A 26734-nucleotide genomic window follows, 5' to 3' on the forward strand; every position below is an offset into this window, starting at 1 on the left:
GGTTTTCAGGTCCACCAGTACCGCACCAGGTGGAAGAAGATCGGCGCGGCGAAGCACACCGAGTCCAGTCGATCAAGCATGCCGCCGTGGCCTTCGATCATGTGGCCCCAGTCCTTGACGCCGCGGTCGCGCTTGATCGCCGACATGACGATGCCGCCGGCAAAGCCCAGCAGGTTGATCAGCAAGGCAATGAGGAACGACTGCCAGGGATTGAACGGCGTGATCCACCACAGCGCGCCACCGATCAGCGAGGCCAGGAAAATGCCGCCGACAAAGCCCTCCACGGTTTTTGACGGCGACAGGTTCGGCGCGATCTTGTGTTTGCCGAACAGCTTGCCGCAGACGTACTGCAACACATCCGACAGCTGCACCACGATCACCAGGTACGCGATCAACAACAGGTTGCGCCCTTCGAAACCGGCGATGTCCAGCGTCAGCAGGGCGGGCACGAAGGAGATGCAGAACACCGCGATCATCAAGCCCCACTGAACCTTCGAAGCGCGCTCGAGGAAGTGCGTGCTATCGCCGCCCAGGGACGCCAGGATCGGCAGCAGCAGGAACACATACACCGGGATGAAGATCGAAAACAGCCCGTACCAGTCGTAGTAGATCAACAGGTATTGCAGCGGCAGCGCCAGGTAGAACGCCGCCACCAGCGCCGGGTAATCACTGCGCCGGGTCGGGGTCAGGGTGAGGAATTCCCGCAGGGCATAGAACGACACCGCGTAGAACAACAAGATGACCGCCGCGTTGCCGAGCCAGAACGCCACGCCGATCACCAGTACCATGATCCACCAGGCATTGATCCGCGCGTTGAGGTTATCGATAACCGAGTTCGGCGCGCCTTTGGTGCGCAGCTTGAGAATGAAACCAACCAGCGAAGCCAACACCAGAATGGCGCCGATCCCGCCAAACAACATCAGGGTATATCGATCCATGTCAGACGTGCTCCGGGGCCAGTGCCAGCAGCGCGGCGCGGCTGCGTTCGAGAAATTGCTCTTTGCTTTCACCTTCTTCGATGCACAACGGCGCGCCGAAACTGGTGGTGCATAACAGCGGCAGAGGCAAGACCCGACCTTTGGGCATGACGCGGTTGAGGTTGGCGATCCACACCGGGATCACCTCGACCTCGGGATGAGCCTTCATCAAGTGATAGATCCCGCTCTTGAACGGCAGCAGGCCTTCGTCGGGGTTGCGCGTGCCTTCGGGGAAGATGATCAGCGAGTCGCCGTTCTCCAGGGCTTCGAGCATGGGCTGCAAGGGGTTGTAGGAAGGATCCTTGCGCTCGCGGTCCACCAGCACGCCGTTGAACACCTGGTTGATGATGTAGCGACGCATCGGGCTGGTTTGCCAATAATCGGCCCCCGCCACCGGGCGGGTGAGCTTGCGCAGCGCTGGCGGCAGCGAGGCCCAGAGCAACACGAAGTCACCGTGGCTGCTGTGGTTGGCGAAGTAGATCCTTTGCACCGGCGTCGGCGCGCAACCGAGCCACAGGCTGCGAGCGCCCGTGACCATGCGGGCGGCGGAGGTGATGAGGTTGGCGACCACGGGTTCGAACATGAGGATTCCTTGTCCTGAGAAACATAAGCCTAACTGTGGCGAGGGAGCTTGCTCCCGCTGGGCTGCGCAGCAGCCCCCAAGAGGCTGAACACAACCCATCTGATACACCACAGTGCTTGGTTTTGGGGCTGCTTCGCAGCCCAGCGGGAGCAAGCTCCCTCGCCACAAAAAACTATCTACAGACCTGACGCCAGCCAGGGACTGGCCAGGATGAAGCCCAGCACCAAGACCACTTGTACAGCCAATAATCGCGACTGCCGCCGCAGCAGCAACAACGCGCCATGCCGGCGTTCGGTCCAGAGACGGCCGGCGCGTTCGGCGGGTTGCAGGCCCAGCGAGGTGAGGGCCTGATCCAAGGTATAGGTGCGTTCGGCCAGGGATTGGGTGCTGTCCGCCATGCGCTGGAACAGATCGGCGTCAAACGCCACGCGCAACGCCCAGTACTTTTCCAGCACACCGAGTACCAGTAGCGCCGCACTCAACAGCAGCAACCAAGGATCGATGACCCCCACCAGCCATTGCCCCAACCCCACCAGCGCCGCCAGCAGCGTCAGCCCGGTGGACAACTGGTCCAGCGAATGACCCCGGCGCAACAGGCTCGCCACGGTGTGCAGCTCCATATCAGTGATCATGGACATTCTCCCGGCTTCTGGATAAGGCCTCCAACGCCCGACGGTGCGCCCCGTGCAAAACAATCTGCGGGCGAACTCGCTGGATTTGCACGATCGCCGCATCAACGTTCGCCGCCCGTCCACTGTGCAACAACCAGGCGACCACCGCCGTGGCGCTGCGCGAATAACCCAGGGCGCAGCAGGCCAGCACCGGCCCGTGCTGGCGCAGGCTTTCGATGGCCTCTGCCGCTTTCAGGCATTGCTCGGTGGTCGGCGCCGTCAGGTCGAGCACCGGCAAGGCACGATAGGCAATGCCCGTGCTGTCCAGGGACAGCTCCGCGCAGAGGTCGAGCACGCCGGTAAACGCACTGTCCTTCAACTCCATCGGCGTAGGGATTCGCCCCAGCCAGACATTATCCGCCACTTGGTCCGGCTGCGGATGCTTGCGCGTCCACCAGCGGGAATTGATCCACGCCGCCGCCAGGTACGGCGCCAGCAACCAGCGCACCGCCGGGCTCAAGCGACCATCGGCACGCTTCTGGAGCCCGTCGGCACCGAACACCAGGTAATTCAGCGCCACCATGAGTACGGCGACCGCCGGCCAGATCAGCCAGAGCCACGCGCCGCCCAAGGCAAACGCCGGAATGAACAGCGCCGCCGCGCCCACGCCATAACGCAAGGCCAAGCGTCGACGGGCAGGATCGGCCGCCAGACGCGCACTCAGCAGCGGACTCGGCCGATCCAACGGCCACAACCAGACACACAACCAACCGGCCAACGCACCCGTGGGCAGGTCGATAAAGTGATGTTGATACGTGGTCAGCACCGACACGCCAATCAACGCGAACCAACCGTGCATCAGCCAACGCCAGAAGCCTTGCAGATGCCGCTGATAACATACCCACAGCACCACCAGCAGCGCGATGTGCAGCGATGGCGCCTGGTTGAACGGCTTGTCGAACCCCGCGAGCACGTCGAACAACCAACCGAACAGCCCATCCATTTCCGGCCGGGGGAAGGTGAAGCGCAGCGGCCAGAGCAGGAAGCAACTGACCGCAATCACCTGGGCCGTGAGCAGGCGCAAGGCATGGCGCTTGAGTTCGTCGCGGCTGGTGGGCAACAGCAAGGACAGGCCGTACAGCAAATCGATCGACCAGTACGGCACGATGGTCCAGGCCATGAACGGCATGTGGCTTTCCCAGGCGAACACCAGCGTGCCGACGTCGTCACGCTGGGAGGTGACCCAGGTGGCAAAACCGTAGGTGCTGAAGAACAGCGGCGCCAACAACAGCAGCCACAGCACTGCCGGTTTCAGCAGTGCGGGTTCGCGGGCCGGAGCGATGACGGCGCTCATTACTGCACTCGCTGCGCCAGCGAAACGCTGAAAATGCCCCATTCATCGACACGCAGGGTGATCTTGCGAAAGCCCGCCGCCTCGACCAATTGGTCCATCTCCGCCTGCGTGCGCCGACGCATCACCCAAGCCTGCCCGGCGCGGTGACTGGTGAGGGCACGGGCGATCAGTTCCAGTTGCGGGTGCCACGGCTGACCGGTATAGACCAGGAAACCGCCAGGCTCCACGGCTTCGGCCAGGCCCGCGAGGGAGCCGCCGACCAGTTGGTTGTCGGCAAACAGTTCATACAGGCCGGACACCACGGCGAGGGTTGGTTTTGGTTCCAGCGCCGCCAGATCCTGGCGGTCGAAGGCGTCACCTTTGACGAACCGAGCAATATCGCCCAAGCCTTTTTCAACGATCAGCGCACTGCCGTCGCGCACGTTGATGTCGCTGTAGTCGCGCAGCAGGATCGACTCGGGCAACGGGCTGACGCCTTGCAGCGCTTCGAGAATGTAACGGCCATGGCCGGCGGCGATGTCGACGATGCGCACTTCGCGGTCTTGGGCGCGCAACTCGGCCATCGCCAGGCGCAGCAACTCTTCAACGTGCAACTTGCGTTGGCGAATGCCGCGCCAGCCGATGGAGTTCAGGTAGTTCTGGTCGATCATCTTGCCCAGCGCCGAGGTGCCGGTGGGGCGGTTGCGGTAGACGTAATCCAGGGTACTGCCGGAGTCGAACCCGGTGTCGAAGCCCAGTTTCACCCCGGCCGACAATTTGCTGCCAAAGCGCATGCTGGCGCGGGTCATGCGCCAGTAAAGGTCACGCAACGAGTTGTGGGGCAGCGGCGTGGCCAGGGTTTCGGCTTCGGCGCAGGTCGCGCCCAGGCGATCGGCGTCCAGCAGGGAAGGGCGGTCCAGCGGACGGGCGAAGTTTTGCAGGATGAAGCGACGGGCACTGGCAACGGCTGGCGCACGGTTCTTCTCGCCGAGGGTGTCGTGGAAGAACCCCGGCAGAATGTGTTTTTCCTTGTGCAGGCTGCCCAGGCGTTCGAAGAACTGCTCCTGGGGTTTGCGGTGCACGACAAAGTCCGAGCCGGAGATCAACAACTGCGTCGGCACCTGGATCGCCTGGGCATCGGCCACCACGCGGTCGGCGGCTTCGTACAGGCCCAGCAGTACGTTCACCGAAATGGCCTTGGTGATCAGCGGATCGCTGTCGTAGGACGCCACGCGCTCCGGGTCATGGCTGAGCAATTTCGCCTTGACGTAGCTGTTGACAAAGAAATTGCCACGAAACTTGCGCATCAGCGCCAGGCCCGGACGAGCGAACGGCACGTAGAGCTTGACCTTGAACGCCGGCGACGCCAGCACCAGCGAGCGAATGCGAGGCGCGTAGTCGTGGACCCAAGTGGACGCGATCACCGCGCCGACGCTTTGCGCGACCACAGCGATGTTCGCTTCGTCAATCTGATGCACAGCGCCGATGTGATCGCAGAAGGTCTGCACGTCCCGCGCACTGGTGGCGAAGCTCGGGCTGTCGCCCCGTTCGCCCGGCGACTGGCCATGGCCGCGGGCGTCCCAGGCAAAGAAGTCGAACCCGGGCAGGTCCAGTTCATCTACCAGGTGCGCGATGCGCCCGGAGTGCTCATGACCACGATGGAACAACAACACAGCCTGACGGGGTTCACCCGCTGCCGCGTCGACAGCCGGCCAGTGTTGGTAGAACAGTTCCACGCCATCGTGGGTGGTGAATGTCCGGTGTTGGGCTTCGCGCATTGCAAGTTCCTTTATGCTGAGGGAGCGTTTTCCTTCACTTGGCCCAGGCCATGACGGACCCGATTGACCAAGGTATAAACCAGCAGGGCGGCAACCACCGCCATCACACCATCTACCCAGAGCGCCCCGAGCCAACCCAGGGCAATGCCGGTCGCCAGCACGCCCAACACAAAGGCGCGATCACTCTTGCCCATCGGCCCGTCATACCGCCGCGAAGCCCCCACCATCGCCCCCAGCACGCCGGCGTATTCGCTGAACAACGCCAACAGCGTGACCAACAACACGAGCAACAGACTGGTATCGGCAAACAGGGCAAAAGGCAGGATCAGGGCAGCGTCGGCGATGATATCGCATAGCTCATTGAGGTAGGCGCCCAGATGCGATTGCTGACCAAACTCACGCGCCAACATGCCGTCCACGGCATTCAACGCCATGCGCAGGAACATCCAGATCGGCACCAGGACGAAGATCCACGGATGGTTGGCAAACCAGGCGATGACCGCGCCGACCAATACCGAAACGATGCCGGCGAGCACCGTGACCTGGTTGGCGGTGACACCGTTGTTGTAGAGGCGTTGAACCATGGGGCGCAGCAGGTTTTGAAAGGCGGGCTTGAGTTGGTAGATGGAGGGCATCGGGGTGAGATCTCGGCCGGTTGCGGGGCTGGGCTTATACAGGTGCGAGATTACGATAGGTTGAGGGGTTGCAGGCGGGTATTTCTTGAGAATGAGTGCGGGTAGGCATCTAAAACCAATGACCTGTGCAAGAAATAGCCAATGTGGGAGCGAGCTTGCTCGCTCCCACGGGTTTTGTGTCTGAAATGAATAGTGCGCTGTGCATGCGATCCTGTTTCAAGGCTGCATTGGCCGATGTTTTGGCTCTGATTTATACTGAGCGAGCTTTGAGCACTGTTTGTATTTAAATCTCTTTATAAAACAATCTGTTGAGAGTTATTTTTTGTTAGGTGCTGCCGGGAGGTAAGCCATGGTTATCGAAGAGCGGCTTAAAAGATCAATCGCCTTGCGAAAGGACGATGTGTTTCTACGCTCCGAGTTTTCCGACTTCGGCAGCCCCGCGCAGGTATCCCGAGCGCTGCGTCATCTGGTGGCCAACGGCGTACTGGTCAAGCTCGGCGTGGGAGTCTTCGCAAAAGCCAAGGCCAGTGTGCTTACGGGCAAGCCGATACCGGTTCGCCCCCTTGAAGTCCTGGCACCTTTGGTTCTGCAAAAGCTTGGCGTGAAGATCACGGCGGGACGCGCAGTGCGTGAATACAACGCCAGCGACAGCTTGCAGCTACCCGCCGGCATCGTTTTCGACACGGGTTCACGGCGTATTAATCGCAAGCTCGGCTTCGGTGGTCGGTACGTCGTTTATGAAAATCATCACGCCTGAACAGGTCGAGTTAATCGATGCGGTGTTGGCTGAGGTCGATGTCGGACTACTTACGGCTAGCATCCTGGAAAAAGACGTCCACGTGACGGATGCTTTGCAAGCTTTGATGGGGATGCGGTTTCCAGGTGTTCGCCTGGTGTTTTGCGGCGGCACAAGCCTGTCGAAGGCTTACCAACTGATCGAGCGTATGTCGGAGGACGTCGACTTAAAGATCGTGTTGGATGAGCCTGATGCGTTGAGCGCCTCGGCTCAGAAGCGGCATCTCAGCAACCTGAAGGTTCAGGTTTGTCATGTCCTCGCCGAGTTCGGTTTTGAGGAGATCGTGGATGCGCGTGTTGCTCGGAATGAAAACCGATACTTCGCCAGTCGTTGGCAATATGCCCCTCAATACCCTCACGACACCAGTTTGCGCCCTTATCTAAGTCTTGAGCTGACTGCGCGAATCCCACAGTTTGAAGTGACTCAGCAGCCGCTGGAGTACCTGGTCAATCGACTCGCCGCAAGGTCTGGGGGATTGGGCGATATTGCCTGCGTAGCGGTAGAGGAAACGCTTGCGGAGAAAGTTATTTCGTTTCTTCGCCGCTATGCCCAACACCAAGCCGGAGCCATGCTCCAGCCATGGGACGATACATTGGTGCGGCATATCTATGATGTTTACTGCATAAGCCGTGGCGATCCCGCTGTCGGCGAACGAGCCGCTCTCGGTTTCAAATGTCTGGTGGAGTTTGATGCGCTCGAATTTGGTCGGCAGTTTCCTCCATTTGCTGACGATCCGGGAAATGTCATGCAGTGCGCTCTCCATCAGGCGAGTTTGGATGCGCAGATTCGTAGCCAGTATGACGCGAAGCTCATGCCGCTGATTTTTGGCAATGTCCGCCCGAGCTTTGATGAAGCTTATGTTGTGTTTCGTCTGCACGCCGAAGCGTTGATTCGGACGCTGTAACACTCTCGGATCATAAACGGGTTAACGGACCCTGCTCGCGGGTGTCTTCTTTCGAGCAAAGCGGGTCAGCAGCCGGCTGACTAAATACAAGGAGTGTTTCAAATGTTGCAAATGGATTGGCTCACTAACCACATGGATAAAAGCGACCAGATGGCCGAGTGGCTCCATCGTGAGTTCAGTTATGAGTTCGCTCAGCAATCCCTCGCCAGTTGGCAGCAGGAATTCGCTGCGGGGCAGCACGATGGCCGTTGGAAGTGCCTGATCGCCATGGAACACGAGCAGTTGCTCGGCGGCGCTTCACTGGCCAGCCACGACCTGCCTGACCAGCCAGCGCTGGGCCCATGGCTGGCGTGTGTGTTCATCACCCCAGAGGCTCGACGCAGAGGGCTTGCGGCGCAGTTGATCGAAGGCATCTGCAGTCATACGCGAGAGGCTGGAATCATCACCTTGTTCCTGCACACCCACAGCCAACGTGATTATTACGCCAAGCTGGGTTGGGACGTGTTGGAGCGCTTTGAGGCTTGGGGGGAAGAGCAATGGCTGATGGCGCGGTGTTTATAGCCATCGATGGGACTCCCACGCCAAGCGTTTAAAATTTAGCGAATCGCCCTACGTCCTTCGTCCCCTTCCCCTGACTTAATTCCCCTGTCATCCCCGGCAAAGTCTCGCGTTCGTCCCCGCACCGCGAGATTCCTGCATGTTTGCCCCCGACAAACTCCTGGCCCTGAACAACACCATTGGCTTGCTGGTGGTGGCGGCCATGGACCCCGAGCAGCCGGATGTCGATGCGGTTTTCCAGGATTTTCGAACCTGCCTGAACGACTACGATGCCTGGGCTGAAAGCTTCTGGACCGGTTGGGCGTTGGATCTTGAGCAAGTGTTCAAGGTCGGCAACGAGGTGTCCCTGGCGGCGCCGAAAAACCTTGATAAACCCATCAGCGCCACGGTGGTGGCCTGCCCGGCGGAGGGGCCGCTGACGCTGGTGCACATGTTCCAGGCGGCGCGCTTCGTGCCGATTGGCGACACGCCGGTGATGCTGGAACCGGTCACCGGTGGCGCGCCGGGGCAGGAAACGTTCGGCGAGCCGATCCATCACGTGATCGGCCCCAGCGGCATCCTGGAAGTCCGTGAGTGTTGGCGGGGCCAGCGTTATCGCATCACCTTTTTTCCCCATGTAACGGCCGCTCACGTCAAGGCGTTGTACGCGTCTTACCAAGGCGTGATCGACGAACTTGAGGGCTGGCTGAAAGAGGAGTGGGAGCAGTTTCAACCGCTATGGACGGAGTTTGCCGACGCCGGCTTTCTCGAACGCTACGGCGTGTTGCAGCAGGCTGATTGGCACGGCTTCGAGAAGGCCCTGCATCAGCTATGGGATGACGTAAAACAGGTTTTCGGGCTGCTGGCCGACCTGCAAGCCAACAGCGAAAAGCTGTTGGAGTACCTGACTCAAGCTGAGCTTGAACAGTTACTGAAGGCGTCCTCCGAGGCGATCGCCAAAGGGTTGATGATATTGAGCGACGAGCCGTTGCTCTTCGTCCACATGGCGGCTTTCGCCAGTTGGCTGCGGATGCTGCCGCCCCAGTACCTGGCTGAAGTCGTCGCAGAGTTGCGCGCTTCGGTACTGATCAATTTCCTGCTGATGCGTTTGACCGGGGGGCTGGGCCTGGGTCTGCGCATGAGCGGTAACGTGCTGGGCCGGGTCCGCTCGGAGAGGGCCCGGGAGTGGTTGCTGGCGTCGAGCCTGAGATTGGGCCAACTCGCCCCCGACCGGTTCAATCAGCATGCCGATGTGCTCAAACCGTTGGTCATCAGCCAGCGCGCGGCTTTAAAACCGACGCCTGTCGGACCTTTGCACATCACCCCTGAGCACTCTGCACCACTGTCCGTCAGCAATCCGGCCGCTGTGGCACGGGAAAAGTCTCAAGGGGCCACCCAGCTAAGCAAATACGAACCCCACGACGACGCCCCATCCCAATCGAAAAATCCCAACGGCGACAGCGCCGACACTGCGGCTCAGACCCAGACCAGCGGCTGTCCGGTGTCGATGGTCACCGGCGAAGAACTGCTGACCCTCGACGATGGCACCCTCGATGGCCGCTTGCCGTTCGTCTTCACCCGTTTGTACCGCACCAGCGCCGCTGACCTGGACGTCGGCCTCGGGCGTGGCTGGAGCCATGCCCTGGCCCATCGCCTGGAACTCGACGGCGAGCAGGTCACCTGGGTCGACCAGGAAAACCGCCGCACGACCTTTCCACTGCCCAGCACCCAGCGTCCGGCGATCCACAACAGCCTGGCCCGCGCGGCGATCTACCTGGGCACTGAGCCGGACGAACTGATCGTTGCCCAACCCGGCGAAAACGCAGCATTCCTGCACTTTCGCGACGGCCACCTGAGCGCCCTCAGCGACCGCTACGACAACCGCCTGACCCTCCAGCGCAACATCCATGGCGACATCTGCCGCCTGGACAACGGCGCCGGGCGCGCCCTGCGCCTGCGTTACGAGCAGCGCCACCTGATCGCCGTCGATTACCAGAGCTTCCATCCCGCTATCACCCTCGACGAAGCCTGGCGGACCGAACAGACGCTGGTGTCCTACCGCTACGACGGACGTTTCCGACTGATCGAAGCGACCAATGCCGCCGGTGAAAGCGAACGCTACGACTACGACGACCAACACGTCATCCTCCAGCGACAACTGGCCGGTGGGGCGAGTTTTTATTGGGAATGGCAAGGGGGCGGACCGGCGTCCCGCTGCGTACGGCACTGGGCCTCGTTTGCGCAGATGGACACCCGCTACACCTGGGGCGAAGACGGCAGCGTCACGGTCCGGCACCTGGATGGCAGCCAGGAGGTGTATGTCCACGACGACCGGGCGCGGCTGGTGCGCAAGGTCGAGCCCGACGGCGGCGAGCACCTCAAGGCCTACGACGAACAAGGTCGCTTGATCGCCGAGCAGGACCCGCTGGGCGCCGTGACCGAATACCGCTACGACGACGTCGGACGGCTGGTGGCGCTGCTTCCCCCGGACGAGACGCCGACGTCCTACGAATACCGCAACGGTTTCCTGCACACCCGTGCGCGCGGCAAGGCCGTGTGGCGCTACCGGCGCAATGCCCGGGGGGACGTGATCGTCCTCATCGACCCGGACGGCCAGCGCACGGAATATGCCTACGACGCCCACGGGCAACTGCTGGCGACGTATGACCCGGACGGCGGCGAACATCGCTTCACCTGGAGTCGCCTGAGCCAACTGACCGAAGAGATCCTGCCCGACGGCAGTCGCCGGTGTTTTTCCTACGACGCCCTGGGGCGTTTACTCAGCCGCCAGGACGAACACGGCGCGCTCACGCACTACCAATGGGACGCCGTCGGCCGCCTGCTGCAGGTGACCTTGCCCAACGGTGCCACCCGGACCTGGCGCTACAACGCCTACGGCAAGGTCACCGCCGAACGCGATGAACAGGGCCGTCTGACCCGCTACGAATACGCCGACGACCTGCACCTGGTCAGCCGCCGCCTGAACCCCGACGGCAGCGAGCTGAAATACCGCTACGACTCGGCGCGGCTGTTGCTGACCGAAATCGAAAACGAATCCGGCGAAAAATATCAGCTGGACTACACGCCCAACGGCTTGATCCGACAGCAAGTCGGCTTCGACGGCCAACGCACCGCCTACGCCTATGATCTCAATGGCCACCTGCTGGAAAAAACCGAGCACGGCGAGGACGGTTCGCAACGGCTCACCCAGTACCAGCGCGACGCGGCCGGGCGGCTGCGGGTCAAGACCTTGCCCGACGGCCAGGCCGTCGAATACCGCTACGACGAACTGGGCCGGCTGGTCCACGTCAACGACGGCAGCAATCATCCGCTGGCCTTCGAGTACGACGCCCAGGATCGGCTGGTCTGCGAGCACCAGGGCTGGGGCACCCTGCGTTATCGCTACGACGCTTGCGGACGCCTCAATCACCTGCGCCTGCCGGACGACAGCCAACTCGACTACCACCATGCCCCGGGTGGCGCACTGACCGCCATCGACCTCAACGGCTCACGCCTGACCGAACACCGCTTTGTCGGCGGACGCGAACGGCAACGCCAGCAAGGCCGGCTGCTCAGTGACTACGACTACGACGAACAGGGCCGCCTCAAGGCCCAGACCGTGTGGCAGAGCCAACAGCAGCAACTGTTCTGGCGCGATTATGCCTACAGCGCCAAGGGCAACCTGCAGACCCTTTCCGACAACCGAAGCCGCCGCAGCTACCAGTACGACCCGCTGGATCGCCTGACCCGCATCGATTTTTCCCACAGCGAACCGCCGGAGCACTTCTGCCACGACCCGGCCGGCAACCTGCTGATGCAGGACCGCCCCGGCCCGACCACCCTCAAGGGCAACCGCCTGCTGAAGGAGGGCGACCGCCACTACGACTACGACGCCTTCGGCAACCTGATCCGCGAACGCCGCGGCCAGGCCCTGGTCAGCGCCTATCGCTACGACAGCCAGCACCGCCTGATCGGCGTCACCACGGCCGATGGCCGCGAAACCTCCTACCGCTACGACGTCTTCGGCCGACGCATCAGCAAGACCGTGGATGGCCTGACCACGGAGTTTTTCTGGCAGGGCGACCAGGTCGTTGCCGAAAACAGCCCGCGCCACCACCGCAGCTACGTCTACGAACCCGGCACCTTCCGCCCGCTGGCGATGCTCGATGGCGAAGGCCCGGAAAAAGCCACGCCGTTCTACTACCACCTCGACCACCTGGGCACGCCCCAGGAACTCACCACCCACAGCGGCCAGGTCGTCTGGTCGGCTCGCTACAACGGTTACGGCCAACTCACCGAACTCCAGCACGGCGGCGGCGAACAGCTGGAACAACCGCTGCGCTTCCAGGGCCAATACTTCGACCCGGAAAGCGGCCTGCACTACAACCGCCACCGCTACTACAATCCCGAGACCGGTCGCTATCTGACGCCCGATCCGAGCAAGTTGGTGGGTGGGCTCAATGGGTACCGGTACACCCTGAACCCGACGGGGTGGGTGGATCCGTTGGGGTTGGTGGATTGTCCGGGGAAGGGTGGATGTAGGCCGGCGGTTGGGGAGCAGGATCCGGCGGGTAAGGTAGCTGTTGATCAAACGGAACCTAAACTACCTACTCCTAAAAAAGAGGAGGATTTCTTATATCGTGGTGATGAGCGAAATCCCGAAGACGTTTTTGAACATGGCTTTAAAAGCAAAGGTAAAAGCAAAAATTTGTTCTTGCATTCTATGGATAGTGACTCGCCTCCTAGTTATTACATTAGTACCTCCTACTCAAGAGATGTGGGGAAGAGGTTTGCTACCGGTGAGTACACTAAAATAGGGTATTTATACACGTTGCAAAAAATTCCAGGGCACGATTTGCAAAAAGAGCTAGGGGGCGCATATTTGTTTGGGGCTGAAAAAGAAATTGCAATTCCAGGTCGTATTAAGAATGAAGATGTGCTTGGCGCAACCTTGATACTTGATAATGGGAAAGAGTTTGGCTATTCCATACCTAACCCTAACAGGAGAATAAAAAAATGATTTCTACGGTGGAGGTGTATATCTCTAGGGGGGGGGAAGGGAAAAAACTTGTCTTGTGTGCGATTCCAAGAGAATCGCAATAACTTTTTCTGTGGCAGATGGTGTTGATAGAACATATTCGGGAGGTAACTTCTATAAATGTTTTGCGAGTCTTAGGCGAGATAATCCGGATGTGATTTTCTTTTGTAAGGGTGCTAAGAAAAATGTTCATCCGTCTGGAATGTCTGCACAGATGTCGCTTGGGCTGAAGGCATATGAACTGAGCATGGGTATCACTCCATCACTCGATGATATTGTTTATATATTTGACTACGATGATATTAATTTGGCAAAAGATCCGGGTGAGCAAGAAGTTTTTTTTAATGAGTGGGTTGAGTCTCGTTTGTAATAGCTAACGAATATGAGATTGCTATTCTTGGCCGGATGAGGGCGGAAGATATTATCGGAATCAGGCTACTCATTCGACGTTCCCACTTCCCGGTGGGAATGCATCCCGTGACGCTCTACGTCACATCTAGAAACGGAGCGTCCCTGGCGACATTCCCACGCAGGAGTGTGGGAGTTATCGAAAATATGGATCCTATGTAGGACACTCAATATCCAATTTTGACAGGTGGTGGTGTGACTTCTAGAGAAGTGGCAATTGAAATTGATGTCGTCATTAATAAGGCGATCTTTAAGTGTGATCGAAAAAATACGGAGATGAGCGTAATGATGCCGGATGGGATAGAAAGAAGCTACACCGCGGTGGATTTGTATTTGTGCTTGGGAATGGTTAGGAAAGACTTTCCGGATGTAAAGTTTTTATGCAAGGGAGCCAAAATAAATGTGTACCCCTCGCGGATGTCCTCACAAATGGCTGGCGGCGTAGTTGCTTACGAGGTTCATTGGGGAGAGTCGGCAGGTAAAGATGACATAGTCAATATTTTTGATTTTGAAGATAAGGACTTAACCAACGATATTACAGAGCAGGCTGACTATCATCAGCGCTGGTTGCAGTCTTTGGGCGCTGGTTCGTGATTTGCTCCCACAGGTTCATCAGTGTCTTGGGTGTTGATCGAAAGCCCCTGGACGTCTGAAAAAATGCTGAACCTGTGGCGAGGGAGCTTGCTCCCGCTGGGCTGCGCAGCAGCCCCAAAGCCATTCAACGCGGTGGCCGGGTAGGTTTACGACTGCTGCGCAGCCGAGCGGGAGCAAGCTCCCTCGCCACGATGATTCACACAGCCTTTAAGTCAACGGTCGCCTGTAGAACAGGCGCTCACGCATTCCCGATGCCACCACAACTCCACTGTGGGAGCGAGCTTGCTCGCGATAACGGAGTGTCAGCCACTATCAATGTAACTGACCCGACGCCATCGCGAGCAAGCTCGCTCCCACAGGTTTATCAGTGGCTTGGATGTCGCGGCTTCGCCCTCAGCCATTAAAAAAACCACCCCTTTGGCACCGATAACATCGTTTCTCGGCCGCCCGGCTTTTCCCTATATTGGCCCTCAGATCCGGTGGATGGCTCAACGTCCACCCCCTCAGTGTGAGTAGCCTCAATGAACAATAAACCTGACAGCACAGGGCTTGATAATGCCGGCGCGGGAACCCGGGCGGTTTGGGGTGGGGAGCAAGTCAGGCACCCCTACAACGCCACGCAAACTCCCATCGTGGCCAGTGCCGCGTATGGTTACGACGACATCGACGTCTGGTACGACGTCGCCTTGGGCAAGGCCCCGGGCTTTATCTACAGCCGTATGAGCAACCCCACCGTCGAGACCCTCGAAGCCAAGATCCGAGAGTTGGAAATGGCTGAGTCCGCCGTGGCCTTCAGCAGTGGCATGGCGGCGATCAGCAGCGTGCTCTACACCTTCCTGGCCCACGGCGATCGCGTGGTGTCGACCAAGGACAGTTACGGCGGCACCAACAAGATCTTCGAAGAATTCCTGCCGCGCACCGGCGTGGCGGTGACCTTGTGCGAGACCTTCGATCACGACGACCTCGAGCGTGAAATCGCCAAGGGTTGCCAGGTGCTGTACCTGGAAACCCCCACCAACCCGACCCTGAAAATCCTCGACATCCCGCGCCTGGTGGCGGCGGCCAAGCGTGTTGGCGCCGTGGTGGTGGCGGACAATACCTTCGCCACGCCGCTGAACCAGAGCCCGCTGGCCTTGGGGGTGGACGTGGTGATTCACAGCGCGACCAAGTTCCTCAGCGGCCATGGCGATGTGCTCGGTGGCCTGGTGTGCGGCAGCGAAGCCTTGATGGCCCAGGTGCGGCATTACCGGGAAATCAACGGCGCGAGCCTCGACCCGTTCTCGGCCTACCTGATCATCCGTGGCATGAAGACCCTGGCGCTGCGCATGCGCCAGCAGCAACACAGCGCCCGGGCCCTGGCCGAATTCCTTTGCACCGAACCGCTGGTGGAGGCGGTGAATTATCCCGGCTTGGCCAGTCACCCGAACCACGCCGTGGCCTGCGCGCAGATGTCCGGCTTCGGCGCCATCGTCAGTTTTGTCCTGGTCGGCGGCATGGACACGGTCAAGCTGCTCCTGCCACGCCTGCGCTTCGCCCATTGCGCCGGCAACCTGGGCGCAGTGGAAACCATCTACGGCCCGGCCCGCACCACCAGCCATGTCGAGAACACCTTGGAAGAACGCCTGGCCCTGGGCATCTCCGAAGGCCTGGTGCGGGTTTCGGTCGGCATCGAAGACACGGACGATCTACTGGACGATCTGAAACAGGCCTTCGCCTTCGTCAAAAAGACCCTCAATCCGCAGCTCAATGAAGTCCACATCGAGACCGCAAACTGAAGTTTGAAAGTTGGTACCCCATAACAAGGCTGTGAATGGGGCGTTCATGAATAGGAATAATAATAAAAGCTCAGTGGCGCTTGTCTTACTCGCGCAGACGTAGATGTGCGCCCTGACATTTCATGAGAACAACCATGTCCATAACAGAACAACAAACGAGTACGCGGGCCGGCTTCAAGCAGGAAATGCAGACGCGCCATATCGTCATGCTCGCCTTGGGCGGCGTGATCGGTACCGGCCTGTTCCTGACCTCCGGCTACACCGTCAACCAGGCCGGCCCCATGGGCGCGGTGATCGCCTACATCATTGGCGCGCTCATGGTCTACATGGTGATGATGTGCCTCGGTGAGCTGGCGGTGCAGATGCCGGAAACCGGTTCGTTCAGCACCTACGCCACGCGCTTTCTCGGGCCGGGCACCGGTTACACCGTGGCCTGGTTGTATTGGCTGACGTGGACGGTGGCCATCGGTTCCGAATTCACCGCCGCCGGCATCCTCATGACCCGATGGTTCCCCGACACGCCGGTGTGGATCTGGAGCGCGCTGTTCGCCGGCGTGGTGTTCCTCACCAACGTGGTGTCGGTGCGTTTGTTCGCCGAGACCGAGTTCTGGCTGTCGTTGATCAAAGTGCTGACCGTGGTGGTGTTCCTGCTGATCGGCGGTGGCGCGATTCTCGGCCTGTTGAACATTGATCAGGCCCACAGCATCGGCTTGAGCAACTTCACCCGCGAGGGACTGTTTCCTACCGGCTTCATGCCCATCGCGATGACGCTGCTGGCGGTGTCCTTCGCATTCTCCGGCACCGAACTGATCGGCATCGCCGCCGGTGAAACCAAGGACCCGCAACGCAATGTGCCACGCGCCATCCGCACCACGGTACTGCGCCTGGCGGTGTTTTTCGTCGGGACCATTTTTGTCCTGGCGACTTTGTTGCCCCGCGAGCAAGCCGGCCTGGTGGAGAGCCCGTTCGTCACGGTGTTCACCTACATCGGCATTCCGTACTCCGCCGACATCATGAACTTCGTGATCATCACCGCCCTGTTGTCGGCGGCCAACTCCGGCTTGTACGCCGCCTCGCGCATGCTTTGGACCCTCAGCGACCAAGGCCACCTGCCCAAGCAATTCTCGGCCCTGACCCGCATGGGCACGCCGCTCAACGCGATCATCGTCAGCATGGCCGGCGGCGCCGCCTCGTTGCTCAGCAGCGTGTTTGCCGCCGACACCATCTACCTGGCGCTGGTGTCGATTTCCGGCCTGGCCGTGGTGGTGGTGTGGATGAGCATCGCCGCGAGCCAGATCGCTTTCCGTCGTCACTACGTGGCCAACGGCGGCGACATTCGCAACCTCAAGTTCCGCGTTCGCGGTTATCCGTGGGTGCCGCTGGGGGCGCTGGTGTGCTGCAGCCTGGCGTGTGTCGGGATCGCCTTCGATCCGGAACAACGGGTGGCGCTGTACTTCGGCTTGCCCTTCATCGCCTGGTGTTACTTCGTGTATTACATTACCCGCAAAAGCCGCGAGCGACGCTTGTCGGTCGCCCTTGTGGCACAACCGTCCGACGCGTTCTAAGCCGCGTCGACGGGGCGGGCAAACGTGCCCGGTGCGTGGGGGTCAACGAGGTCCAGATCATGAAGCAAAAAACGTTGCCCCCCTTGAACTGGCTGCGGGCGTTCGAAGTGTCGGCCCGCTGCCTGAACTTCACCCACGCCGCCGACGAACTGTTTTTGACCCAGGGCGCGGTCAGCCAGCAGATCCGCCAATTGGAAAGCCACCTGGGGGTGGCGCTGTTCAAGCGCTTGCCCCGCGGCTTGGGCCTTACGGAAGAGGGCCAGGCCTACCTGCCGGTGGTGCAGGACGCGATCACGCGACTGGCGGTGGGCACCAACGAAATCTTTGGCCAGCACAAACGCCGGCCAATCAAGGTGCGCGGCAGCCTGGCGTTTTTTGTGCACTGGCTGGCGCCGAAACTGGTGGATTTTCGCCAGGCGCATCCCCACGTCGACATCCGCTACATCAGCAACATCTGGGTCAAGGAGCTGGACGGTGAAGACGACATGGAAATTCGCTGGGGCCACGGCCAATGGCCGGGCCTGGTGTCGCAGCGTCTGACCTGGGACACCTTGTTCCCAGTGTGCTCGCCGGCCTTGATGGCGACGCTGAAAGTGCCGGCGGATGTGGCCAAGCATCCATTGCTGCATGTGCTGGGCTACGAAGAGGGCTGGGGTTACTGGCTGAACATGGTCGGTGCCGACTCGGTGGATTCCTCGACCGGCATGCAGTTCGACACGCTGGTCTGCACCCTGCGCATGGCTGAACTGGGGCAGGGCATCGCCCTGGCGCGGTCGTCGATGGTCAGTGACATGCTCGGCGATGGGCGCCTGGTCGAACCCTTCGCCCAGCGCATCGAAGCCAGCGAATCGTTCTACCTGGTGCGCAGTTCCGGGGCCGAGCAACACCCGGACGCGGCGCGGTTTTCCACCTGGCTGGTGGAGCAGGCGCATCGTTTCAAATGAACTGTTTTATATGAGTTTGCGGAGTTGACCATGCGCTATGTGAGTACCCGAAATTCCGCCGTGCAGGTCGATTTCGAAAAAGTCGTGCTGTCGGCCATCGCCGAGGACGGCGGGCTGTTCGTCCCCGTCGAACTGCCGCAGTTCGAGCCCCAGGACATCGCCAACTGGTCGACCTTGTCCTACGACGAACTGGCCTATCGAGTGATGCGTCCGTTCGTGGGTGAGGCGATTCCCGAGGCCGATTTCAAACGGGTGCTCAAGGAGGCCGGCAGCCAGTTCAGCCATCGCTCCCTGGCGCCGTTGCATCAGGTGGATCGCAACGAATGGGTGCTGGAATTGTTCCATGGGCCGACCCGTTCTTCGAAAGATTTTGCCGCGCAGTTGCAGGCGCGACTGGTGCAGTACTTCCTGCGCAAACGCGGGCGTCGCGCCGTGGTGATCGGCGTCACCAACGGCGACACGGGCCTGGCCGCCATCGAGGCCTTCAAGCACTGCGACGAGACCGACGTGGTGGTGATTTATCCCGAGGCCGGCGTACCGCAAGACCAGCTTCAAGACCTGCAAGCGACGGCGCATCCGCGGGTTCATCAAGTGGCCGTCGATGGCAGTTTCGATGAATGCCAGACCTTGGTCACCCAACTGTTCCGCCAGCATGAGGCGATCAGTTTCAACTCCAGCAACTGGGTCAGCGTCATGGCGCAGTTGGTGTTTTATTTCCACGCGGTGCTGCAACTCGGCGGCGGGCAGCGGCCCATTGGCTTCAGCGTGCCGGCGGCGAGTTTTGCCGAAGTCTATGCCGGCTACATCGCGCAGAAGATGGGCTTGCCGATCACGCAGATGATCGTCGCCACCAACCAGAATGACGCGCTGCATCAGTTCTTTTTGAAGAACCACTACTCGCGATTGCGCGCCAGCAAGACCCTGTCGCCGGCCATGGATTTGTCGATTTTTTCCAACCTGGAACGGTTTCTCTGGGAGCTCTATGGGCACTATGATCAAGCCGTGAGCGCGCTGATGCACACCTTCGAAACCCACGGCGAAATGACCATCGCCAACGAGTTCTGGTTGCAGGCGCGGATGATCATCGACTCGTACGCGGTCAGCGATGAACAGACGTTGGAGGAAATCACCTCGCTGTATCGCGACACCGGTTACATCATCGACCCACACACCGCCACCGGCGTGCTCGCGGCGCGCTTGTACCGGCGCAGTTTGGTGGCGCCGATGGTGACCTTGGGCGAGATATCGCCTGTTAAATCGGCGGTGTTGCTCGGTGAGTTGGGGATCCCCGTGGCAGCGCAAAAACGTCCGATGTCCGAGCATGGCCCGGCGCACATTTATCGCATCCAGCCGGACGACCTAGCGGCCCTCCATCAACTGCTCGGCACCCTGTAACCGGAGGCTCCATGAAGCGAATCCTCGATCCCCTCGACGAACGCATCATCGCCGAACTGCGCCTCAACGCCCGCGCCGCCCACGCCGAACTGGCAGCCAAGGTCAACCTCTCGCGCAACGCCGTACGCCAACGCATCGAACGCCTCGAACGCGACGGCGCGATCCAGGGCTACACGGTGCGCACCGGGGAGGGCGCGCACGCGTCGTCGAACATCAACGCCGTGATCTTCGTCTACCGCTACGACCGCATGCGCGGCGCCGAGGTGTTGCAGGCGTTGCAGGCCATGCCGGAAGTGCTGCAGTGCGATGTGATGAGTGGCGAGTTCGATTTGATGCTACGGGTCGGCGCGGCGAATCCGGAGCGGGTGCATAAGGTTTGGAAGGAGATCTCCGCGTTGCCGGGGGTGGAGAATACCGTGACGTCGTTTGTGTTGTCGTCGGTGGTCTAGGCACGCTATCCCTCTAAGCAGAGACCCTTGTGGAGAAGGAGCTTGTGTGGCGAGGGAGCTTGCTCCCGCTGGGCTGCGAAGCAGCCCCAACCTGGTCACCCCTCAATCAACCTGGCCCACCGCGCTGCATGATTTGGGGCCGCTGCGCAGCCCAGCGGGAGCAAGCTCCCTCGCCACAAGAGCGGTTGGCGGTGTGTCAGCCAAGCAGATGCATGCCCTGACATCAATGAACCAAACACTGAAAAAACCTGTGGGAGCGAGCTTGCTCGCGATAGCGGTACACCAGTCGACATCAATGTTGCCTGACCTGGCCCCATCGCGAGCAGGCTCGCTCCCACAGGGGAACGTGTTCGGCCAGTCGATCCTATTGGGCTTTCCCCACCCCTACCGCTTTGCCCACCCCCTGGTCAAAACGCCCAAGAAATAGAGCAAATTGCCATATTTCACTGCCAACCCCACCCCCCTAACCTAGATCCCAACAACCCAATCACCCGGATCAAGGACATAACAAAAATGACTGAATACAAACTAGCTCTAGTCGGCTTCGGCGGTGTGAACCGGGCATTGGCTCAACTGATTGCCGAGCGCAACCAGCAGTGGAAAACCGAACTCGGCTTCACCCTGAAAATCGTCGGCGTGACCGACCTGTTCCTCGGTTCGGTGATGGACCGCCACGGCCTCGACGCCGCATTGCTGGCCAAACTGCCCACCACCAAAGGCGCCATGGCTCAACTGCCCGGCGGCACCGTCGATGCCCTCAATGAAGCGGTGATCAAAGACTGCGGCGCCGACATCATCGCCGAAGCCACCTTCACCAACCCGGTGGACGGCGAGCCCGCCACCTCGTTCTGCCGCTGGGCCCTGGAGCGCGGCAAACACGTGGTCACCACCAACAAAGGCCCCATCGCCCTGCACGGCGCCGAGCTCAAAGCCCTGGCCCAGCGCAACAACGTCGCCTTCGAATACGAAGGTTCGGTCATGAGCGGCACCCCCGTCATTCGCCTCGCCAAACAGTCCCTGGCCGGCAGCTCGATCACCGGCTTCGAAGGCATCCTCAACGGCACCTCCAACTTCGTCCTCACCTGTATGGAAGGCGGCCTCGGGTTCGCCGAAGCCGTCAGCCAGGCCCAAGCCCTGGGCTACGCCGAAGCCGACCCAACGGCAGACGTCGCAGGCTATGACGTGCGCCTCAAGGTCGTCATCCTCGCCAACGAACTGCTGGACGCCAAACTCACCGTCAACGACGTCACCTGCAACGGCATCGCCTCCCTCAGCCTCGCCGATATCGAAAAAGCCCGGCAAAACGACGCACGCTGGAAACTCATCGGCGCCGCCACCCGCAATGCCGACGGCTCCATCAATGCCAGCGTCGAACCGCGCCTGCTGAGCAACGACCACCCACTGGCGAGCATCAGCGGCGCTACCAACGCCGTGTCGTTCACCAGCGAACTGCTCGGCGCCGTCACCGTCTCCGGTCCGGGCGCAGGCCGCACCGAAACCGCCTTCGCACTGCTCTCGGACATCATCCACATCCACCAATCGGCAACCCGTAAACAGGAGCACAACCAGTGAACGTATCGCGCCTGGCCCTGGCGGTCGTCGAACCGCACATCGAAGTCCTCAACCCGTTTGACGGCAGCGTCGTCGGCAGCGTCGCCGACGTGTGCGCCTCAGAAGTCCCACACCTGCTCGAGACCGGCCGCAGTGGCGCACGCGCCTGTGCCGCCCTCCCGCGTCATCGCCGCGCCAGCATCCTCGAACACGCGGCACTGAACATCGAACGCGACGCCAAAGCCTTCGCCCGGCTGATCGTCGACGAAGCCGGCAAGACCCTCAAACAGGCCGAAAAAGAAGTCAAACGCTGTGTCAATACCCTCAAGCTCTCCGCCGAAGAAGCCAAGCGCAACGCCGGCGAAATCGTACCGTTCGACGCCTACGAAGGCGCCGAATCGCGCCAGGGCTGGTTCACCCGCGAACCCCTGGGCCTGATCGTCGCCATCACCCCCTACAACGACCCGCTGAACCTGGTCGCCCACAAACTCGGCCCGGCCATCGCTGGCGGCAACGCGGTGATCCTCAAACCGTCCGAACTGGCGCCGTTGTCGGCTCTCAAACTGGTGTCGTACTTGGTCGCCGCCGGCCTGCCACAAACCGTGGTCACCGTCGCCACCGGCGGCGCCGAACTGGGCAAAGCCCTGGTCGCCGCCCGCGACGTACGAATGATCTCCTTCACCGGCGGCTTCGTCACCGGCGAAAAAATCGCCCGCAGCGCCGGCCTGAAAAAACTCGCCATGGACCTTGGCGGCAACGCCCCAGTCATCGTCATGGCCGACTGCAACCTCGACGCCGCCGTCGACAGCTGCGTCTCCGGCGCCTTCTGGGCCGCCGGGCAAAACTGCATCGGCACCCAACGCCTGCTCATCCACGCACCCATCTACGCCGCCTTCCGCGAACGCTTCGTCAACCAGGCCCAAGCCCTGGTGGTCGGCAACCCACTGCTCGCCAACACCGACATCGGTCCGATGATCACCCAACAAGCCGCGCAAAACGCCGAACAGGTGGTCAACGAAGCCCTGCAACAAGGCGCCACCTTACTCTGCGGACACCGCCGCCAAGGCACCTGCTACGCGGCTACCGTGCTGGAAAACGTCGATCATTCCAGCCGACTCTGGCGCAATGAAGCCTTTGCGCCGGTGGTGGTGTTGCAGCCGTTCGACACGTTTGATGAGGCCATCGCGTTGGCGAACGAACCTGAATACGCGCTTCACGCCGGGATTTTCACCAACGACCTCAGCGCGGCGATGAGCGCTGCACGGCGAATCGAAGCGGGAGGCGTGATGATCAATGACTCGTCGGACTTCCGCTTTGATGCGATGCCGTTTGGCGGGTCCAAGTACGGCAGTTTGGGCAGGGAAGGGGTGCGGTTTGCCTATGAGGAAATGACCCAGCCGAAGGTGGTGTGCCTGAATACGCTGGGTTGATGGGTCAGGTCGTTGGCATCGGGCAGGTTGGTCACCTGCCCGATTTTTTTTTCGGCATCCAAAAGAGCCTCGATTCTTGCGTTCCACAAATATTTTTCCGGGGCTGTCGGCCAAATCGTCCAGGCTCATCTAAGCTGAATTTTCCTGGAATATGCGCCAAGTGCCTTCTCACACGAATGCGGCCAACCCGGCTTGCGGCACCGCTCAGCAGCCAGGCGGGAGGAAAGGATGCCGAACTTACTGGTGGTGGTTTGGGAATTCGATACACGCAGATTAAGAATCCCCGTCGAGAACAGCCTTCTCTGCATACAGCTTAGAATCGGGGCTTTGCTGTACATGGCGAGAACTGCCTTCGCCAAACATGTCGATCAACATAAGCTGAATTATTGCCTTGTCGTCGCCCCCGAGTATCTTTTCTCCAAGGAAATGCCTACCTCGTTTATTTCGGAGGAAGAAAAAGAAATCATCCGGGCAACATTGGCAGATATTTCAAACAGAAATCCATGGCTGATATTCGTCCCAGGCACGACGCTTTGGTTCAAGTCAATGCAGCGCCCAGACTCCAGGATGCGGAAAAGGGAAACCCAGCAGTTGAAATCGTGGGGGCAGGCCAGAAATATCAACAAGGCAAAATATGGTGTGGAAATGGATGCGGTCGTGAATGAAATCCCGGGGTGGGACCGCATGAATAAAGGGGTTTATGGCGATTATGCAACGGCTACGAAGGAGCGGATCGCAGAAGGTTCAAAAGCCGGCGACGGAATCGTTAGAAACACAGGCTTCATCATTTGGAATGGAAACGTTTTTTACCAGCATAAACGTTACCCCAATATCGGAAACGATGGGTTGGAAGAGCTGAATGACGCGCAGTTCTGGGAAAACAAGATATTCATGCCGGGCAGCTATCGGGAAACCCCTGCGGTCCATGGGCTGCAGATGGCTTTGGAAATATGCGCAGAACATTTCATTGGCGCGACGGTTTTGCATAAGAACAACGTCCTGGATTTCCATATCCTGGTCTCGGCCAGTATTGCTCTCGATGAAACTCGTGTAGGCGTAAAGCCTGGGGGGTACGTGGTTCATGCGGATTCAGAGGACAGTGCAGTTTACCGGCGCGAAGGCATGAACCTGGTTCAACTCCAAGCCATTGATGAAACCGAAATAGGCTTGTTGGGTGTTGAAGCCGGTCGCGCCAGGAGTTTTATTTGCGCGACTGCCTAGACCGAGCCTGACCCCGCCCGCCGAAAAATCTGCAGTGGATGTGAAAGCCAGAGCCGCGCTTGCCCGGGTATTGAGTGACTGAGCGTTCGCAGTCATCTCCATCAAAACAACTGACCACCGCCACAACAGACATTCCGCACCCCCCACTGTGGGAGCGAGCTCGCTCGCGATAGCGCTATACCAGCCAACATCAAAACCGCTGACTCACCCCCTCGCAAACTGCTCACGACGACCCGCTTCCCTTCATGCCGCCGACGGCGACAAATCTAAACCCCGTGTGGCTCCCCCACCTTGCATTGGCCTTCGCGCAGAACGCGCTGGCTCAGTTGACCGATCCCTCTATGCACTGCTTCCGCCCGTTGCCCCGTTACGCACGCTTTTCACTGAGTAACGTTCACTGCACCGAGCGTGCAGCCAACGTCGCCGATCTCCCAAGGAATGAACTTCTGCAAACGTCCGAAGCTGAAACGTATCAGCTACGACAAAAAACCAAAATATGCACAAATGCATTTTTTTGCTTGACCCACATGCATGAGTCTCTATAAGGTGGTTTCACTGTATGCACATACAGTATTTCTAGATCGCTATTTATTTGAATCCATTCATGGACGAGGCAATAACCTATGAAAAACACCACTGAAAAATTCGGTGTAACCCCCCATCAACCCAGCCTCTGGACCCGCGCTGACGCGTTGAAAGTCCGGGCAGATGACCCCACCACCACTCAGCCGCTGGTCCGCGCGGATTTCCCGGTACTGAACAACGACGTGTTCATCTGGGACACCATGCCCCTGCGCGACTTGGACGGTAACGTGACGTCCGTCGATGGCTGGTCGGTGATCTTCACCCTGACGGCCGATCGTCATCCAAACGACCCGCAGTACCTCGACGAGGACGGTAACTACGACATCCTCCGCGATTGGAACGACCGTCACGGTCGGGCAAAGATGTACTACTGGTTTTCTCGTACCGGCAAGAACTGGGAATTCGGCGGCCGTGTGATGGCCGAAGGGGTTTCGCCGACCGCTCGCGAATGGGCCGGTACGCCGATCCTGTTGAACGACCGAGGCGAAGTGGACCTGTATTACACCGCCGTCACCCCGGGCGCGACCATCGTCAAGGTGCGCGGTCGGGTGGTGACCACTGAACACGGTGTCAGCATGGTCGGCTTCGAGAAGGTCAAGCCGCTGTTCGAGGCCGACGGCAACATGTACCAGACCGAAGCACAAAACGCGTTCTGGGGTTTCCGCGACCCATGGCCTTTCCGCGACCCGAAAGACGGCAAGCTCTACATGCTGTTCGAGGGCAACGTGGCCGGTGAGCGCGGCTCGCACAAAGTGGGCGAGGCAGAAATCGGCGACGTGCCACCGGGTTATGAAGATGTCGGTAACTCGCGCTTCCAAACTGCCTGTGTCGGCATCGCCGTGGCCCGCGACGCGGACGGTGACGACTGGGAAATGTTGCCGCCACTGCTGACCGCCGTGGGCGTAAACGACCAGACCGAGCGCCCGCACTTCGTGTTCCAGGATGGCAAGTACTACCTGTTCACGATTAGCCATACCTTCACCTATGCCGACGGTGTAACCGGCCCGGACGGCGTGTACGGTTTCGTCGCGGACTCGCTGTTCGGCCCTTACGTGCCGCTGAATGGTTCCGGCCTGGTGCTGGGCAACCCGTCCTCCCAGCCATTCCAGACCTACTCGCACTATGTAATGCCAAACGGCCTGGTGACCTCCTTCATCGACAGCGTACCGACCGACGAAACCGGCACGCAGATTCGGGTGGGCGGCACCGAGGCACCCACGGTGGGCATGAAAATAAAAGGGCAGCAGACGTTCGTGGTGGCCGAGTACGACTACGGTTACATCCCGCCGATGCTCGACGTCACCCTCAAGTAACAGCAACGCCGGGGTTTCAGGCAGCGGGTTTGCGGTCGATGACAAAACCGTTGCGGATATGATCGAGATATCCCGCCTGATTCATTGCGACATTGCTCGCAAGCCCCATTGAACAACGCGTCGTAACCCTCTTCGCGACTGGCTGCAAGGATGCAGCCGGTCGCGATGCATTCCCCTTCGACATATGTACACAAGCACCTCTGTGGGAGCGAGCTTGCTCGCGATAGCGGTGCATCAGCAACATTCCAGACAGCTGTTTATCGTGACTCCACGAGACCAGCCACGACCGACATCGCCTTGCGCCATTGCCTA

General features: G+C 60.1%; 21 protein-coding genes. 15 read left to right on the plus strand and 6 right to left on the minus strand.

Features of this window, described 5'->3' with window-relative positions:
• Positions 1–5: 5 nt before the first annotated feature.
• From AB4N80_RS08855 to AB4N80_RS08880, 6 genes are all read right to left on the minus strand, one after another.
• On the minus strand, positions 6–938 hold the full coding sequence (locus AB4N80_RS08855) for a phosphatidate cytidylyltransferase (protein WP_122566195.1): 933 nt from the start codon (positions 936–938) through the stop codon (positions 6–8).
• Between the two features lies 1 nt (position 939).
• Complete coding sequence (locus tag AB4N80_RS08860) at positions 940–1560, minus strand: lysophospholipid acyltransferase family protein (protein WP_460081550.1); 621 nt, start codon at positions 1558–1560, stop codon at positions 940–942.
• Between the two features lie 176 nt (positions 1561–1736).
• Complete coding sequence (locus AB4N80_RS08865) at positions 1737–2192, minus strand: hypothetical protein (protein ID WP_122566197.1); 456 nt, start codon at positions 2190–2192, stop codon at positions 1737–1739.
• Positions 2182–3525: a phosphatase PAP2/dual specificity phosphatase family protein gene (locus tag AB4N80_RS08870; RefSeq protein WP_460081553.1), complete on the minus strand. Its 1344-nt coding sequence runs from the start codon at positions 3523–3525 to the stop codon at positions 2182–2184. Before AB4N80_RS08870 ends, AB4N80_RS08865 begins: the two co-directional genes overlap by 11 nt.
• On the minus strand, positions 3525–5282 hold the full coding sequence (locus tag AB4N80_RS08875) for a bifunctional alpha/beta hydrolase/class I SAM-dependent methyltransferase (RefSeq protein ID WP_460081556.1): 1758 nt from the start codon (positions 5280–5282) through the stop codon (positions 3525–3527). Before AB4N80_RS08875 ends, AB4N80_RS08870 begins: the two co-directional genes overlap by 1 nt.
• A gap of 11 nt (positions 5283–5293) precedes the next feature.
• The gene (locus AB4N80_RS08880; RefSeq protein ID WP_079302758.1) at positions 5294–5917 is read right to left on the minus strand and encodes a CDP-alcohol phosphatidyltransferase family protein; all 624 of its coding nucleotides are present in this window, start codon (positions 5915–5917) and stop codon (positions 5294–5296) included.
• 349 nt (positions 5918–6266) lie between these two features.
• On the opposite strand from AB4N80_RS08880, the gene AB4N80_RS08885 reads away from it, so the two are divergent.
• The 15 genes from AB4N80_RS08885 to AB4N80_RS08955 all read left to right on the plus strand — a co-directional run bounded on the left by AB4N80_RS08885 (position 6267) and on the right by AB4N80_RS08955 (position 26422).
• Positions 6267–6674 carry a DUF6088 family protein gene (locus tag AB4N80_RS08885; RefSeq protein ID WP_003205962.1) on the plus strand — a complete coding sequence of 136 codons (408 nt, stop codon included), beginning with the start codon at positions 6267–6269 and terminating at the stop codon, positions 6672–6674.
• Positions 6655–7617 (plus strand): nucleotidyl transferase AbiEii/AbiGii toxin family protein, encoded by a 963-nt coding sequence (locus tag AB4N80_RS08890; protein ID WP_018612553.1) that lies wholly within the window; start codon positions 6655–6657, stop codon positions 7615–7617. Before AB4N80_RS08885 ends, AB4N80_RS08890 begins: the two co-directional genes overlap by 20 nt.
• Positions 7618–7719: 102 nt before the next feature.
• On the plus strand, positions 7720–8178 hold the full coding sequence (locus AB4N80_RS08895; RefSeq protein ID WP_460081561.1) for a GNAT family N-acetyltransferase: 459 nt from the start codon (positions 7720–7722) through the stop codon (positions 8176–8178).
• 136 nt (positions 8179–8314) lie between these two features.
• A complete protein-coding gene (locus tag AB4N80_RS08900) occupies positions 8315–13174 on the plus strand; it encodes an RHS repeat-associated core domain-containing protein (RefSeq protein ID WP_460090517.1) in 4860 nt (1619 codons plus the stop codon).
• Between the two features lie 91 nt (positions 13175–13265).
• Positions 13266–13562, plus strand: coding sequence for a hypothetical protein (locus AB4N80_RS08905; protein ID WP_460081563.1), 297 nt, complete (start codon positions 13266–13268; stop codon positions 13560–13562).
• 233 nt (positions 13563–13795) lie between these two features.
• Complete coding sequence (locus tag AB4N80_RS08910) at positions 13796–14194, plus strand: hypothetical protein (protein ID WP_460081565.1); 399 nt, start codon at positions 13796–13798, stop codon at positions 14192–14194.
• A gap of 521 nt (positions 14195–14715) precedes the next feature.
• A complete protein-coding gene (locus AB4N80_RS08915; protein WP_460081568.1) occupies positions 14716–15969 on the plus strand; it encodes a cystathionine gamma-synthase family protein in 1254 nt (417 codons plus the stop codon).
• Positions 15970–16103: 134 nt separating this feature from the next.
• On the plus strand, positions 16104–17534 hold the full coding sequence (locus AB4N80_RS08920) for an amino acid permease (protein WP_431080845.1): 1431 nt from the start codon (positions 16104–16106) through the stop codon (positions 17532–17534).
• A gap of 59 nt (positions 17535–17593) precedes the next feature.
• Positions 17594–18478, plus strand: coding sequence for a LysR substrate-binding domain-containing protein (locus tag AB4N80_RS08925; RefSeq protein WP_460081572.1), 885 nt, complete (start codon positions 17594–17596; stop codon positions 18476–18478).
• Between the two features lie 30 nt (positions 18479–18508).
• On the plus strand, positions 18509–19873 hold the full coding sequence (gene thrC, locus AB4N80_RS08930) for a threonine synthase (protein ID WP_460081575.1): 1365 nt from the start codon (positions 18509–18511) through the stop codon (positions 19871–19873).
• Positions 19874–19884: 11 nt separating this feature from the next.
• Positions 19885–20322 carry an Lrp/AsnC family transcriptional regulator gene (locus AB4N80_RS08935; protein ID WP_003205952.1) on the plus strand — a complete coding sequence of 146 codons (438 nt, stop codon included), beginning with the start codon at positions 19885–19887 and terminating at the stop codon, positions 20320–20322.
• Positions 20323–20835: 513 nt separating this feature from the next.
• Positions 20836–21894, plus strand: a complete 1059-nt coding sequence (locus AB4N80_RS08940) for a homoserine dehydrogenase (protein ID WP_460081578.1) — start codon at positions 20836–20838, stop codon at positions 21892–21894.
• Positions 21891–23303, plus strand: a complete 1413-nt coding sequence (locus tag AB4N80_RS08945) for an aldehyde dehydrogenase family protein (RefSeq protein ID WP_460081581.1) — start codon at positions 21891–21893, stop codon at positions 23301–23303. The genes AB4N80_RS08940 and AB4N80_RS08945 overlap by 4 nt, the downstream gene beginning before the upstream one ends.
• A gap of 228 nt (positions 23304–23531) precedes the next feature.
• A complete protein-coding gene (locus tag AB4N80_RS08950) occupies positions 23532–24524 on the plus strand; it encodes a hypothetical protein (protein WP_122565013.1) in 993 nt (330 codons plus the stop codon).
• A 623-nt stretch (positions 24525–25147) separates the two neighbouring features.
• Positions 25148–26422, plus strand: coding sequence for a glycoside hydrolase family 68 protein (locus tag AB4N80_RS08955; protein WP_460081584.1), 1275 nt, complete (start codon positions 25148–25150; stop codon positions 26420–26422).
• Positions 26423–26734: the final 312 nt, after the last annotated feature.

The organism is Pseudomonas sp. H3_A02, from assembly GCF_054671965.1.